The following is a 14,561-nucleotide window of genomic DNA, read 5'->3' on the forward strand; positions in this document are numbered from 1 at the left end:
TCGATTTTGCTCTACGCTACTCAATATCCAGTCAATACCCCGTCATTTCCAGATATCCCTCGCCAAGCGGCTCGCCGCTGGCGCGGTCGCTGATCTGCACTTCGCCCTCCCAGTACGGCACGCTGGTGGTCATCCAGCGGTTGGCGTAGGGCGCTTCGATGTTGATATCGATACCTGCTGATGGCACTTCCAGCCGCCAGCGGGTGGGGATTTCGCGCCCGGCGACAGCCGACGTTGCCAGCGGGGTCATAATGATGTCGGTATTTGCTAAAGGAGTGGGTTTTCCTTGCGGGGTGATCCAGGTGCCCGAGCGATAATCAGCGCCTTGCTCTTGATCAGTGTCGTCACCACCGCCGCGTAGCTGAAACGCCATCAGCTTGTGACCATCATCGAAATGCAGCGATAGCCAGTCCCAGCCTGACTGACGGGCATCGAGTAGCTGGCTGCTCCATTCGCGATCGAGCCAGCCCCGCCCGCCGACGGCTTGGGTCTCGCCGTTAAGGGTAACGTTGCCGTCTATCTGCCAGAAGGGCTGGCTGTAGTACATAGAGCCCTGGCCATTGGCGGCTTTCTGGCTGAACCCTTTTTTTCCATGCAAAACCAGCGGCCCTTGGGCGGTAAGCGTTAACGAATAGCCAAAGCGCGACTTGCCTTCGCCGCTATAGGCGGTGAGCGTTAGAGGGCTAAAAGCGCCGCTGGCGGCTTCTTCGCTCGCTTTAAGCTGCCAATCATCTAACCAGGCATGGAAGGGGCTGGAGATGACGCCCGCTTGGCTATCCTGGGGGACGCTCAGGTCGGCCTGAGAGTGGCTGCGCCCGAAACGCTCGGCAACTTCGTGCTGTTCGCCTTGGGAGATCGCCATATGGGCCATCCAGAGTTGGTCAGCCGCCCAGGGGGTAGGCGCCGGGCGTTCGCTTGGCGACATTAACGCTTGGCGAAATAGGGTCCACTGCAGGCCAAGTGGCTCGCCAGAGGCGTCTTCAAGATTGGCGGTTAAGTACCACCACTCAATACGGTAATCCGGATGGGCGGCGTGATCCGTTGGGAACGTAAGCAACTGGTTTTGCTCGGCATGTTGAAAGCCATCAGCCTCCTGGCCCAGCCCGGCAAAGCCTGTGTTAGCAGACGACGTGGACTCTTCTGAACTGCAGCCGTAAAGCATCAGCGTCGCGGTGAACGCCAGTAGAAGACGGAAGTTTTGCAGTCGGCTTAAGCTCATTGATTTAGGCTCACTGATTGGCTTCTTCTGCTAGTAACGTGCGCGGTGAGGCTCGCCAAAAGCGCAGCGCAGGCAGTGCTGCAGATAACAGCGCCACGGCAATCGCGGTCGCCAGGGTGACAGCCATTTCCCAAGGGAATAGATAGAGCGGTAGGCGCCAACCAAAGGCGGCCACATTAATGATCGCCACCAAGCCCCAGGTGATCGCGATACCCAGTGGCAGTGCCAGCAGGCCGGTGACCAATGCCGCGCCCCCCAGCTGTACCAAGCTGAGTTGGGCCAGCTGTGCTCTGGGAACTCCTATTGCCCAGAGCGGTGCTAGCTGTTGGCGTCGGCTGCGGGCCTGGGCAAGCAGGCTGGCTAGCAGCGCCAGGGCTGCTACCACTAAGGTCAGTACATTTAGGGCACGGGTAATGGTAAAGGTGCGCTCGAAAATGTCAGTAGCAACACGCTTGATCTCGCGTTGATCGCTTAGTGCATCACTGCCCAGGCCAAAGCGTTCGTTAAGTGCTTCACGCAGGGCATCCACATCGGCGTTGGGATGCAGCACGACGCCCATCGAGCTAGGCGGAGCATCAAAGCGCGCGGCAAGCTGGGGCGATGCCATAAGAATCTGCCCGCTGGGATTGCCGTAATCAGGGTAAGTCGCGGCGATTGTCAGCGTTTCATAGACACCCGGCGCGCGAAGGTTTAGCTGGTCGCCGGGGGAGAGATTCTCTGCGGTGGCGAGTTGTTCGTTAACAAAAGCTGCGCCATGGTCAAAGGCTGCCCAGGCAGCTTCGCGATCTTGTTGGTTAGCCAAGAGCGGCCAATGAGGTATCAAAGATTCGCCGGGCGTAATGCCATAAAGTTCGATAGGGGTGCCTAAAGCGCGACTGACATCGGGCGTGATGATGGACTCAAGAAGGGCCTCGCTTCGCCGAGTGAGCAGGCGTTCTGATACGTCAGGGCGGTCAGCCAGCCAAGCATCAATGTCCGCATATTGCTCGGCAGGAGCATTCAAATAGAGGGGGGCGACCAAGCGCTGATCCAGCCACTCTAAAAAGGTGAGGCGAAAACCACCGACCATACTGCCGACCCCTAGATTGGTCGCCAGGGCGATGAGTAGGGCCATCATGGCAAGCGAGATCTTGGGTAGCTGTAGCTGCATATCCGCCAGTGCCCAGTGAACCAGCGGGCGTCGTCGGGCGAGATGTGTCAGCACTTTCAACGCGAGGGCTAGCAAAGGGGGGAGCCACAGGGCGCTGGCCAGCAGTAATGCGGCAACCAGCGCAAAGCCTGCCACTAAGCCATCACCTGGGGGCTGAAAGCGAAGCCAAACATACAGTGCTACCGCAACGCCCACCGCTAAAGCGCCGCCGGTACTCATCAACATTAACTGCCGACGGTAACCACTGCGCCAGGCCTGCATCTGGCCTAATTCCAGCATGTTTAAGCGCGCAGCGCGCCACAGCACGCCGCCGCCCGCCAGCAGTAGCCCACCAAGGCTAACCGCTAGCCCGCCGACCCAGTAATGCCACGGTAAGTTGAGCTCTCTACCAACGCCTGCGTCATACAGTGAGCCTAGGGTGGCCGCGACATCGGGCAGTAATAGGCGTGCCAGCCATACACCGCTGGCGATGCCAGCAGCGGCACCTATCAGGCCAAGCAGGAGTAGTTCTAGGCTGAGCGCTAGAACCAAACTACGCCCTGAGACCCCGAGTACGCGTAGGGTGCGCAGCATACCCAGGCGTTGCTCTAAGGCCAGGCCTAGCGCTGCCTGCACGATAAATAGCCCTACGACCCAAGCGAGTAGCCCCAACGCCGTAAGATTTAAGTGAAAACTTTCGGTCAGTTGACCGGGGGTAGCGATGCGTGTGGCACGGGTGAGCGTTAATCCGGTGGGAGCTTCGTTTAGCGTTCCCCGTGCAGCCACGAGGCGTGTTATTTCTTCACCGCTTTCAAGCAGTTGCGCTGCGGCGGCGATATCCATGACTAGCGTGTCCGGGGGTAGCGCTGGCGCTAATGCAAGGGGCGGGAGTGATTTGCCGTTCGCCAGGGTCGTGGTGGTCGTTAAGACATCGGGGGCTGCACGTGTTTGCCACGGCGGGGTCAGGAAGTCCGTTAACGATCTTGAGGTGTCTGCTTGGGCCAGCGGGTTATCATTGGCAAGGGTCAGCGGATCAATGCCGATCAATGTTAGCCGGGTGCCATCTTGAGTGACAATTTCACCCTCCAGCATGGGCGAAACGGGCAAGCCAGCTTGGCGTAGGGCATGATACTCCGCGCGGGTGATGGGAGCGCCATCGCGTCGCTCAAGCTGATCTAACTGGGTATCAAACATGGCATCCGCGCGGGCGTAGCTATCGCGAGCTGTGGCGTTGATGGCTTGAATGCCACTCCACAGAGCGCTAGCTACCCACAGGCCGAGCAACAGCATGGCTAATTGACCAGGATGACGTCGATAGTGGGCAAGCAGCGTTGCCACCACCGTGGGCAGCGATTTGATCATATCGCGGTGTTAATCAGTTTGCCGTGGCGCAAGCGCAGGCAGCGATCTAGCGGCGCGGCAACCTTGGGGCTATGGGTGACAACGAGTAGGGCGCACTGGGTTTCATGCACTAGGCTCAGCAGCAGTTCCAGCACTTCACCCGCGGTGGTTTCATCCAAATTGCCCGTGGGCTCATCGGCGAGTAACAGCGAAGGGCGCGGGGCTAGCGCGCGGCCAATGGCTAAACGTTGCTGCTGCCCGCCAGAAAGCTGCTCCGGGTAACGCTTTTCAAGTCCCTCAAGCCCTAGTCGCGCGATTAAGTAGGCTGTCCATTCGGTATCGTCACGGCTAGCCAAGCGCGCCTGTAGGCGGAGGTTATCGATGACCCTTAGACTGGGGACTAAGTGAAATTGTTGAAATACTAAACCCAATTGCTCGCGGCGTAGCTTGGCACGGGCGGGTTCAGCTAACGTCGCTACGTTTTGTCCTGAGAGATTGATACTGCCCTGATCGGGCAGGTCGAGCCCAGCGGCGAGATGAAGTAACGTTGATTTACCGCTTCCCGATTCGCCCATTAATGCAAGACTTTGTCCCGGTGCTAAGCGAAGAGAGACATCATCGAGTACTTTTAGCGCGCCTTGAGGCGTCGTATAGGTTTTATGGACCTGATGAAGTTCCAGCATGGGCTGCTCTTTTTGCTGAGGTAGGTCACTAATCGCAAACGGGCACTAATCGCAAACGCAGCAGACTAGTCATCAATAGGCGTAATCGGTGCGCCGCGCTCACCATACATTGCTATGTCGCCGCGCCTTGCTCGCTTGATGAAAGACATGCATGGCAGTCTGTTGACTATAAAAGGTGCCACACAAAGCTTGTTACCTAGGCAGTCGCGAGCTAAAGCTACCTCCTCCCGTTGCAGTTAGCAGGTCTAAGCGACACGGGTTTGCTCTGCTGCTTTCGATTCCGCCTTGGGGAAGCGTCGCCAGTGGCGGGGGTGAGCGAATAAGCGTTGCCCGCGGCGTAGCGCCAAGTGCTCAAAGTCAGTGTGGCGCACGGTAGCAAGCCAAGGCTGGGCGAGCCAATCAGCCTCTAGCTCCACGCGCACTTCGGCGCCCACCGGCGAGATCGCCGTGATGGTGACCGGTAGATGGCTCTCTGAGGTAGGTTGCTCGGTTAACCGCACTTCATGGGGGCGGAGCAGCAGCTCTGCATGGCCATCGGGTAGATCAACGTGCCAATAGGCGTCGCCGCAGGTGAGTACGCCGTTGGTCACTTTGCCTTCCAAATGGTTCACATCACCTAAAAACTCAAACACAAAGCGATTTTTCGGCGTGCGGTAGAGCTCATCGGGCGTATCAACCTGTTCGATGCGACCGTTGCTCATCACCACTACGCGGTCAGATAACTCCAGCGCTTCTTCCTGGTCGTGGGTGACAAAAACGCTGGTGAAATTGAGTTCATCGTGAAGATGACGCAGCCAGCGACGTAGCTCCTGGCGCACTTTGGCATCCAGTGCGCCAAACGGCTCATCCAGCAGCAATACTTCAGGCTCCACGGCCAGGGCACGGGCTAGCGATACCCGCTGCTGCTGGCCGCCCGAAAGTTGGGCAGGGTAGCGATTGGCAAGGTGCTCCAGCTTGACCATTTCAAGCAGTCTAAACACCCGGGCACGAATTTCTCCACTGCTCGGGCGGCGTTTACGCGACAGTACGGTCAGGCCAAAGGCCACATTGTCGTAGACGCTCATATGGCGAAACAGCGCGTAGTGCTGGAAAACAAAACCAATCCGCCTGTCGCGTACATGCACGTTGGTTACGTCGCGGTCGCCAAACAGGATTTTACCCGGCTGAGCGGTGCGGTCGGCATTTTCCAAGCCGGCGATAATCCGCAGCAGCGTGGTCTTGCCCGAGCCCGAAGGGCCGAGTAAGCCTACCAATTCCCCTTCGTGAATATCCAGGTTGATCGGCTCTAACGCTTGGGTATTGCCGAAGTGCTTAGCGATGTTGTGTAAGTGAATGCTCATGCAAATGCCTCCCGGCGCGCTGCGCGCCATTCCAGCCCAGCCTTGGCGGAGAGCGTCAGTAGGGCAATAAAGGCGAGTAGGGCCGCGCAGGCAAACGCCCCCACGGCGTTATAATCCTGATACAGCTGCTCAAGGTGCAGGGGTAGCGTATTGGTTTTACCGCGAATAGCGCCGGAAACCACCGAGACAGCGCCAAACTCCCCCACTGCGCGGGCGTTAGTCAGGATAACGCCATACAGCAGCGCCCAGCGGATGTTGGGCAGCGTAACGCGACGGAAGGTCGTCCAGCCGGAAGCACCCAGCGTCACGGCCGCCTCCTCTTCACGGGAGCCTTGGGCCTGCATCAACGGGATCAGTTCCCGGGCCACAAAGGGGCAGGTAACGAAAATAGTCACCATGAGGATGCCCGGCCAAGAAAACATCAGCTGAATATCATAGCCGTCCAGCCAAGTACCGATCCAGCCGTTGCGGCCATACAGCAGCAAGTAAATCAGACCCGCCACCACAGGCGATACCGCAAAGGGGATATCGATCAACGTTTGCAAAATACGCCGCCCAGGAAAGCTGAACCGCGTGACCAGCCACGCCAGGGCTACACCAAACACCAAGCACACCGGGATAGTGAGTAGCGCAATCATCAGTGTTAAGCCAATCGCGTGCAGGGTGAAGGTGTTACTAACATTGGCCCAGAAGACCATGACACCCTCAGAAAACGCCTGAGCAAAAATGGCCACCAACGGCAACAGCAAAAACAGCGCTGACAGTACCAGGGCGGCTCCTATCAGCAGGCGCCGGACAACCGGTGCATCACCAATTCGACGCATTACCCCTTACCTCCATGCAGGCGGCGCACAAAGCGGCCCTGCCAAACATTAATCGCCAGTAGCAGCGCCAGTGATACGAACAGTACGACCGAAGCGATCGCCGATGCGCCCGCATAGTCGTACTCTTGCAGCTTGACGAAGATCATCAGCGCGGTGATCTCTGTTTCATAAGGCATATTGCCAGCAATAAAAATGATCGCCCCGAACTCGCCTAACGAGCGCACAAACGCCAGCCCGGTTCCAGTCACCAAGGCAGGCCAGATATGCGGCAAGATCACGCGGCGAAAGGCGACCCCGTCAGTGGCACCCAATGACATAGCGGCTTCATCGACCTCAGCGGGCAAGTCTTCCAGTACCGGCTGCACCGTGCGCACTACAAAAGGAATGCTGGTAAACGCCATGGCCAGGGCTATACCCACCCAGGTGTAAGCGACTTGAAACCCTAGCGGCTCCAATAAACCACCCATCCAGCCACTGCTGGCGTACAGCGTTGCGAGCGTAATGCCCGCCACCGCGGTGGGCAGCGCGAAGGGGAGGTCCATTAAAGCATCGAGTAAGCGCTTGCCAGGGAAGTCATAGCGAACTAGCACCCACGCCAGTAATAAACCAAATATGGCGTTGATAATCGCTGCAACGGCTGCCGCGCCAATGGTGACCATATAGCTGGCGACCACGCGCCCTTCGGTAATGATCGCCCAGTATTCGGCGAGGCTAAGCCCTGCTAACTGGCCAAACAGGCCGGTAATCGGCAGCAGCAGTACCAGCGAGATAAACAGTACGCTGATACCCATAGAAAGGCCAAAACCCGGCAGCACGCGTGTGCTGCCGGTTCGCCAGGTGGCAAGTTGACTCATAGTTCAGGCTGGCTCATGAGTGAATATTAGCGGCGCTGTAGCTGATCAAGAAGGGCGCCACCCTCAAAGTGGGTTTCCATCGCCTCGTCCCAGCTACCAAATACTTCATCTACCTCAAGTAGTTCGGTTTCCGGGAACTGGTCGGCGAACTCTTCAACCACGGTCTCGTTATGCACCCGGTAGTTGAAGCCTGCCAGCAGGCGCTGAGTCTCTTCCGTGTAGAGGTACTCAAGATAGCTTTGGGCCAGATCGCTGTTACCGTTGCGCTCAGCGTTTTCGCCGACTACTGCAACAGGGAACTCAGCCAAGATGCTGACCGGTGGCACAATCACTTCGTAATCGTCGCTGCCGTACTCGCCGCGGATGTTATTAACTTCAGACTCGAAGCTAATCAGCACATCGCCAATTTCACGCTCGATAAAGCTGGTGGTGGCACCACGACCGCCGGTATCAAACACCGCTACATTGGCTAAGAAGGTACGCATGAATTCTTCAATTTGCTCTTCATCGCCATCGAACTCGTTCTCGGCAAAGCCCCAGGCGGCTAAGTAAGTATAGCGCCCGTTACCCGAGGTTTTCGGATTGGGGAAGACCATCTGCACATCTTCTTTGACTAAATCGTCCCAGCTCTCAATACCTTTAGGGTTGCCCTTACGCACTAGGAAAGCAGTGGTGGAGTAGTAGGGCGAGGCATTATTTTCAAAGGCATCTTGCCAATCTTCGGCTACCAGCCCTGCATCGGCGAGTACCTGTACGTCGGTCACCTGATTAAAGGTCACCACATCGGCACGCAGGCCCTGAAGGATGGCACGCGCTTGGGCTGAAGAACCGCCGTGAGACTGGCTAATGGCAATCTCCTCACCATGCTCTTCCTGCCACCAGGCTTGAAACTCTGGGTTGATCGCGGCAAACAGCTCGCGAGCGATATCGTAAGACGAGTTCAGTAGCTCCCGCTCTTGGGCGGCGGCGGTTCCACTCACCGTAACGCCTAATGCAATGGCAATCAGGCTGCGGCGGAAAATTGTTGGCAGTGCCATAGAGAAACTCCTTAAAAACAGTCGGCGCTTAATGTCGCAATATTGGCAAGATTAAATCTATCAATGTGGAATTACAATCATGTTTTATATTCTATTTAAGAATATGTGTGTGATGAGTTGCGCAGACACTGATACGTGGTTCTGCTAAGCGGCTCTGATAAGATAGCGGCCTGACTTTGCTCTCTTGCCTGCATACTCGCGGGTGTGCCGAGTGACTACTCTTCGTCTAATGATTAATAAGCAGGAATGGAATATGACCGCTGCGCAGGATTTCTTGATTGCTCCCTCGATTTTATCGGCTGACTTTGCCCGGCTGGGCGAAGAAGTGGATAACGTGCTGGCTGCAGGTGCGGATGTGGTGCACTTCGACGTCATGGATAATCACTATGTTCCCAACCTGACCATTGGCCCCATGGTGTGCAAAGCGCTGCGTAAGCACGGAGTAACGGCACCGATTGATGTGCATTTGATGGTTAAGCCGGTAGACCGCATGATCAGCGAGTTTATTGAAGCGGGCGCCAGCTATATCACCTTTCACCCCGAAGCGTCTGAGCACATTGACCGCTCGCTGCAGCTAATTCGTGATGGCGGCTGTAAAGCAGGTCTGGTGTTTAATCCCGCCACACCGCTCTCCTACCTCGACTATGTGATGGATAAGATCGATATGGTGCTGCTGATGAGCGTTAACCCAGGTTTCGGTGGGCAATCCTTTATCCCCGGCACGCTCGACAAGCTGCGCGAAGCGCGGGCGAGGATTGATGCGTCAGAATTTGATATGCGCCTGGAAATCGACGGTGGGGTGAAAGTGGATAATATCGCGGAGATCGCCGCAGCGGGCGCTGATACCTTTGTGGCGGGCTCCGCCATATTCAGTGCCCACCAAGCCAGCGACCCGCACGGCTATGACACGGTGATCAAGCAGATGCGAGCGGCGCTGGCCAGGTAATAAGCACGTGTCGTTTAGTGAAGTTTCATGCGCGGCTTTAAATAGCGATTAAGCTTATCGACCAGCCACGCAAGCCCCGTCTTCGGCGCCCCATGAATAGAGAGCTGGTGCATGCGGTAGAGCGACGCATAGGCTTGGCGAGCCAGCCAGCCCTCTAAAAACAGGCCGCGGGAGGCGGAGCTGCGCATTAAATTGCCCACCGCATCGTAGCGGGCCAGCGATACCAGTGAACCATGGTCACGGTAGCGAAAATCGACGAGCGGTTTGCCTTCTAGTTGATTGACCAGATTTTTGGCGAGCAACTTAGCCTGCTGGTGAGCCGCCTGGGCGCGAGGCGGCACGGTGCTATCTTCCCCCATCGGGCAGCTGGCGCAGTCGCCAAGGGCAAAAATCTTCTCATCGTCGACGCTCTGCAGGGTGCTGTTTACTTCAATTTGGTTTTTCTTATTCGTCGTTAGGCCTAGCTCAGCCAAAAACGGTGGCGCTTTAATACCTGCTGCCCATACGTTGATGTCGGTCTTGATCACTTTATCGTCACCGGTGACTAACTGATGCGCCTGAGCTTCTTTAACGGCAGTATCGGTGTGGATGGTGACGCCCATGCTCTCAAGCTCTGTTTTAACGGTTTCGCTGACCCGCTCGGAAAGCCCCGGCAACAAGCGCGGCGCCGCTTCCAGTAGGTGTACACTGATTTGCTGGTTATCTAACGACGTCACCCCATAGGCGTTGAGCATGCGCGAAGCGTCAAACAGTTCGGCCGCAAGCTCTACTCCCGTCGCACCGCCGCCGACGATCCCAATGGTCAACTGAGTATGCTGGCGTAGATTGGGGTCGGTATAGCGCAGAAATGTGTTGATCATATCGCGCTGGAACGCCTTGGCCTGCTCGGGCGAATCAATAAAGTGGCAGTGCTCCGCCACGCCGGGCGTGCCGAAATCGTTGGAAACGCTGCCTATCGCCAGTACCAGATAGTCATAGGCAAGCTCGCGGGCGGGTAGCACCTCTTGCCCATCTTCGTCATAGATCGGCGATAATTGCAGCGTCTGCTGCTCACGATCTACGCCGGTGAGCGAGCCACGCTGATAGCGGTAGAAGTGGGCCGATGAGTGTCCGCGAAGATCCACCTCGTCCATGCTGGAATTGAGTACGCCGGTGGCCAGTTCGTGGAGCAGCGGTTTCCACACGTGGGTGGTGTTGCGATCCAGCAGCACAATTTCTGCGCGTTTTCGCTTACCTAAAGTGCGGCCTAACCGCGTGGCGAGGGCTAAACCACCCGCGCCGGCGCCGACAATCACGATTCTGGGAGTGGGCATATCACTACCTCCTTAACTAAATTAGCCCCAGCATAGAAGGTTCTTACGCTGCTGACTAATGCGAAAGTTTGCTTTAAGCAGGTAAGATGGTTTTCTAATGAAAATGAGGCAGAGAGCATTGAAAGTGCATCCCATAAACTATTCAGAGTTACACACAATACTACAGGGTAAACGGCTGATTGCGTTCGACTTGGATGGCACGTTGATTGATTCAGTGCCAGACCTTGCCGCCGCAGTGGTACGCACCTTAAATGGGCTGGGGTTGCCTGAGCCAGATGAAGCAGAGGTGCGGAATTGGGTCGGCAACGGCGCGCCGGTATTAGTGGAAAGAGCTCTGAACTGGGCGTTGCAAGCCGTGCCAGATTCTAGCCTGCAACAGCGTGCCTATGATGCGTTTATGGTGCACTACGGCGCTGCACCCAATACCCTGACAACGCTCTACCCTGGGGTAAAGCAAGCACTACGGGCGCTGCATCAGCAGGGTATGACGCTGGTGCTGATCACCAATAAGCCAGAGCGCTTTATTGAGCCGCTGCTAAAGCACTTTGAGCTGCGGGACTTTTTTACCCTATGGGTCGGCGGAGATTCGCTAGCCGAAAAGAAGCCCCACCCTTTGCCGCTGCTGCACGCTGCGCAACACTGCCAAATACCGCCAGCGGAGTGTGTGATGGTCGGCGATTCACGTCACGATATTGCTGCCGGTAAGGCGGCGGGCTTTACCACCCTGGCGCTACCTTACGGTTATAATCACGGTGAGCCGATTGAAAACAGTCACCCCGATTTAGTGCTCGGCTCGTTAACCGAATTGTTAATAACCACTCCCAGATAAGCCAGGCGATGGTTGAATCGGCAAGGGCCTGGTTACTCAGCTGTAGCGCCCCCTAGAGCGGTGTGCATGACCTCTGCATTATGGTGCAGCATATCTGCGTAGTTGGCCGCCGGGCCGTCTGCACCGCTCAGCGAGTCGACATATAGCGGGCCTGCCAGGGGAAGCGATGCTTCCCGTGACAGGGCGTCCATATGAATGCTGGGCGTGGTGCTTTCAAAAAACAGCGCTGGAGGGCGAGGGCGATTATTAGCAAGATATTCGCTCATCTTGGCCATGGCCTCGGCGCTGCCTTGGGTTTCGTGATTAACGCCCCACACCCCCTGGGCTTCAAAGGCGTAGGCTCGGGCGAAATAGCCAAAACCTGCTTCGCTGGTCAGTAACGTGCGGTTAGTTTGTGGAATCCCCTCGAGGCGCTCTTTCACCGCTAGATTAAGATTATCCAGCGCCTGGCGTGCCTCTTCAGCCCGGCTATAAAACTCGTCGGCCTGGTCGGGAAGATGCTTGGCCAGGGTCTCGGCAATGACATCAATGTAGGCCGCAGCTCCCTCTGGATCCATCCACATGTGTGGGTCTGGCTCGCCCTGATGCGCGCCAGTCGAGATCATCAGCGGTGTGTAGTCGGCCTTTCTGGCCACTTCCACGAGCGTAAGCTCATCGTCAGACATCGCTTCAATATGGCGTATCCATGGTTCAAGCCCAAGTCCGTTATAAAACACGATATGGGTCTCTTCGAGTGCCAGAACGTTGGGCGGGGTTAGCTCCCAGCGGTGAACATCTTCTCCGCGTGGAACGATGACGTTGACGCTTACCGTATCGCCTGCCACGCGTTTGACCAATTCCTCCATGACTGAAAAAGAGGCAATAACGCGTAATGTTGTGTTGGCATAGGCTGGCGCAGTGCTTATCAGCGCGACGAATAAGAGCGTACACACCCAGGTAACCCGCTTTGACATCCCACGCTCCTAACTGGCTAAAAAAAATCGAAAAAAGACGACAGATAATAAAGACTGCGGTAGCCCGTTGCCAGTTCCAATGCAACGACAGGCTGCAGGAGGTATTACCCAAGGGAGGATTCCCTACAGGGAAAAGTGCCACTATGCTGAACAGTTTTACACTCCTAAGCATAGCGTGCCTAATGACTGAGCGAACGGTTTCTTCTGTCGCTGTTGGTGAGCCCCTTTTATGGGGCGGTGCGCAAGCTCGCTGGGAGAACTTCTTACCATTCCTACCCGGCGCGGCACTTAACCCCTGCAACGCAGCGCCCGGTTGCGGTATCATCAAGTCATTAGCGGTTTCATCTGTGATCTGAATGACGCAACGGAGTAAGTGGGGCAATGGCGCAAGCTCAGTGGGTGCAGAAGCTGTCAGCGCAGAATCAGCCAGCACGTAAAGTGGTCATGATCGATAATTATGACAGTTTCACGTTCAACATCGTCCAGTACCTGGGTGAGCTGGGCGCGGAAGTGATCACTCACCTCAATGACGACATCACCATTGAGCAAATCGAAGCGCTGGTGCCGACTCACTTGGTGGTATCACCAGGGCCATGCACGCCCAACGAGGCGGGAATCTCCATGGCCGCCATCAAACACTTTGCAGGCAAGCTACCTATTTTAGGTGTCTGCCTGGGCCATCAGGCCATTGGGCAGGTATTTGGTGGCAAAGTCGTGCGCGCCCCACAGGTCATGCACGGCAAAACCTCTGCTGTGCTGCACGCTAACCACGGCGTATTTGAAGGGCTGGATAACCCGGTTGAGGTTACCCGCTATCACTCTCTGGTCGTCGATAAAGCGAGCCTGCCTGACTGTTTGGAAGTCACTGCCTGGACAGGTGATGACGACGTGACTCCCGGTTTAGTCATGGGGTTTCGTCACCGCGAGCTGGATATTGAAGGGGTGCAGTTTCACCCTGAGTCGATTCTTACCCGCCAAGGCCATGAGCTGTTGGCCAACTTTTTAAAACGCGGCTAATGGCCGGTTTCACACGCTTTTAGGGGCCCCTCTGCTCATGCAAATGCGAGATGCGATTAATGCGGTGATGCGCCGCGAAGACCTCTCTTTCGATGCCATGCACGCCTTGATGCGCCAGATCATGACCGGCGATGCTTCTGACGCGCAAATTGGCGGCCTGCTGGTCGGTTTAGCCATGAAGGGCGAAAGTGCCGTTGAAATTAGCGCCGCCGCGCAGGTAATGCGCGAGCTAATGAAGCGCGTTGAACTGAATGCCGAAAACATCGTGGATATCGTCGGCACCGGTGGTGATGGCGCCAACCTGTTTAACGTTTCCACCGCTGCCAGTTTTGTCGCCGCGGCCGCTGGTGCCCATGTCGCTAAACACGGTAATCGTAGCGTTTCGTCGTCGTCGGGCAGCGCGGATCTGTTCGATGTGGCGGGTATCTACCTGGATCTCAAACCTGACCAGGTAGCGCGCTGTATTGAGCAGGTGGGCGTAGGCTTTATGTTTGCACCTAATCATCATCCGGCCATGCGCTATGCCATTGGCCCACGCCGGGAAATGGGCGTGCGCACACTATTTAATATTTTGGGCCCGCTGACCAACCCCGCTGGCGCACCCAACCAGGTGCTGGGTGTTTACGCGCCGGAGCTGGTGCCGCTGATGGCGGAAGTGCTGAAAACCTTGGGCAGCCGCCACGTGATGGTGGTGCATTCTGAGGACGGCTTAGATGAGATATCTCTGGCCAGCCCCACCTTGGTCGCTGAGCTAAAAGAGGGTGAGATTACCCAGTACACCGTTACGCCTGAAGAACTGGGCATTGAGCGCCAGAGCCTGGCAACGCTAAAAGCCGCCACTGCCGAAGACAGCCTGCGCTTGGTCAAGGCCGCGCTTTCCGGTGAAGGTGCCGCTGCCGATATGGTCGCGCTTAACGCCGGGGCCGCGCTCTACTGTTCAGGCGTCGCGGATACCTTAAAAGAGGGGGTGATGGTGGCTCAGGATGCGCAAGCCTCCAAACTGCCGCTTGAGAAGCTTAAAGAGCTTTCGCACTTCACCAGCGTTTTTAAGCAGTAGGTTCTTAAACAAGATAAGT

General features: G+C 56.6%; 13 protein-coding genes. 4 read left to right on the forward strand and 9 right to left on the reverse strand.

The window, feature by feature from the left end:
* Window positions 1–31 precede the first annotated feature (31 nt).
* The 7 genes from ACXUPB_RS07465 to cysP form a co-directional block, all read right to left on the reverse strand.
* The gene (locus tag ACXUPB_RS07465; RefSeq protein ID WP_179915457.1) at window positions 32–1,219 is read right to left on the reverse strand and encodes a lipocalin-like domain-containing protein; all 1,188 of its coding nucleotides are present in this window, start codon (window positions 1,217–1,219) and stop codon (window positions 32–34) included.
* Between the two features lie 10 nt (window positions 1,220–1,229).
* On the reverse strand, window positions 1,230–3,710 hold the full coding sequence (locus ACXUPB_RS07470) for an ABC transporter permease (RefSeq protein ID WP_179915456.1): 2,481 nt from the start codon (window positions 3,708–3,710) through the stop codon (window positions 1,230–1,232).
* The gene (locus tag ACXUPB_RS07475; protein ID WP_179915455.1) at window positions 3,707–4,372 is read right to left on the reverse strand and encodes an ABC transporter ATP-binding protein; all 666 of its coding nucleotides are present in this window, start codon (window positions 4,370–4,372) and stop codon (window positions 3,707–3,709) included. Before ACXUPB_RS07475 ends, ACXUPB_RS07470 begins: the two co-directional genes overlap by 4 nt.
* Before the next feature lie 245 nt (window positions 4,373–4,617).
* Window positions 4,618–5,712 (reverse strand): sulfate/molybdate ABC transporter ATP-binding protein, encoded by a 1,095-nt coding sequence (locus tag ACXUPB_RS07480; protein WP_179915454.1) that lies wholly within the window; start codon window positions 5,710–5,712, stop codon window positions 4,618–4,620.
* A complete protein-coding gene (cysW, locus tag ACXUPB_RS07485; protein ID WP_179915453.1) occupies window positions 5,709–6,536 on the reverse strand; it encodes a sulfate ABC transporter permease subunit CysW in 828 nt (275 codons plus the stop codon). The genes ACXUPB_RS07480 and cysW overlap by 4 nt, the downstream gene beginning before the upstream one ends.
* The gene (cysT, locus tag ACXUPB_RS07490) at window positions 6,536–7,390 is read right to left on the reverse strand and encodes a sulfate ABC transporter permease subunit CysT (protein WP_179915452.1); all 855 of its coding nucleotides are present in this window, start codon (window positions 7,388–7,390) and stop codon (window positions 6,536–6,538) included. The genes cysW and cysT overlap by 1 nt, the downstream gene beginning before the upstream one ends.
* Window positions 7,391–7,416: 26 nt before the next feature.
* Window positions 7,417–8,427 carry a thiosulfate ABC transporter substrate-binding protein CysP gene (gene cysP, locus ACXUPB_RS07495; protein WP_179915451.1) on the reverse strand — a complete coding sequence of 337 codons (1,011 nt, stop codon included), beginning with the start codon at window positions 8,425–8,427 and terminating at the stop codon, window positions 7,417–7,419.
* Window positions 8,428–8,680: 253 nt separating this feature from the next.
* Here cysP and rpe point away from each other — a divergent pair, with 253 nt between their 5' ends.
* Complete coding sequence (rpe, locus tag ACXUPB_RS07500; RefSeq protein ID WP_281662176.1) at window positions 8,681–9,373, forward strand: ribulose-phosphate 3-epimerase; 693 nt, start codon at window positions 8,681–8,683, stop codon at window positions 9,371–9,373.
* 14 nt (window positions 9,374–9,387) lie between these two features.
* Here rpe and ACXUPB_RS07505 read toward each other — a convergent pair whose 3' ends face one another.
* Window positions 9,388–10,686: an NAD(P)/FAD-dependent oxidoreductase gene (locus ACXUPB_RS07505; protein ID WP_281662177.1), complete on the reverse strand. Its 1,299-nt coding sequence runs from the start codon at window positions 10,684–10,686 to the stop codon at window positions 9,388–9,390.
* A gap of 103 nt (window positions 10,687–10,789) precedes the next feature.
* Here ACXUPB_RS07505 and ACXUPB_RS07510 point away from each other — a divergent pair, with 103 nt between their 5' ends.
* Window positions 10,790–11,515, forward strand: a complete 726-nt coding sequence (locus ACXUPB_RS07510; protein ID WP_281662197.1) for a phosphoglycolate phosphatase — start codon at window positions 10,790–10,792, stop codon at window positions 11,513–11,515.
* A gap of 32 nt (window positions 11,516–11,547) precedes the next feature.
* Here ACXUPB_RS07510 and ACXUPB_RS07515 read toward each other — a convergent pair whose 3' ends face one another.
* A complete protein-coding gene (locus ACXUPB_RS07515; RefSeq protein ID WP_472956072.1) occupies window positions 11,548–12,468 on the reverse strand; it encodes a metal ABC transporter substrate-binding protein in 921 nt (306 codons plus the stop codon).
* A 381-nt stretch (window positions 12,469–12,849) separates the two neighbouring features.
* Between ACXUPB_RS07515 and ACXUPB_RS07520 the strand changes: the two genes are divergently transcribed.
* Both ACXUPB_RS07520 and trpD read left to right on the forward strand, forming a co-directional pair.
* The gene (locus ACXUPB_RS07520) at window positions 12,850–13,485 is read left to right on the forward strand and encodes an anthranilate synthase component II (RefSeq protein WP_045812138.1); all 636 of its coding nucleotides are present in this window, start codon (window positions 12,850–12,852) and stop codon (window positions 13,483–13,485) included.
* Between the two features lie 37 nt (window positions 13,486–13,522).
* A complete protein-coding gene (trpD, locus tag ACXUPB_RS07525; RefSeq protein WP_281662179.1) occupies window positions 13,523–14,542 on the forward strand; it encodes an anthranilate phosphoribosyltransferase in 1,020 nt (339 codons plus the stop codon).
* The last annotated feature ends 19 nt before the right edge of the window (window positions 14,543–14,561 follow it).

The sequence above is a fragment of the Vreelandella sp. DA03-1M genome, from assembly GCF_055725665.1.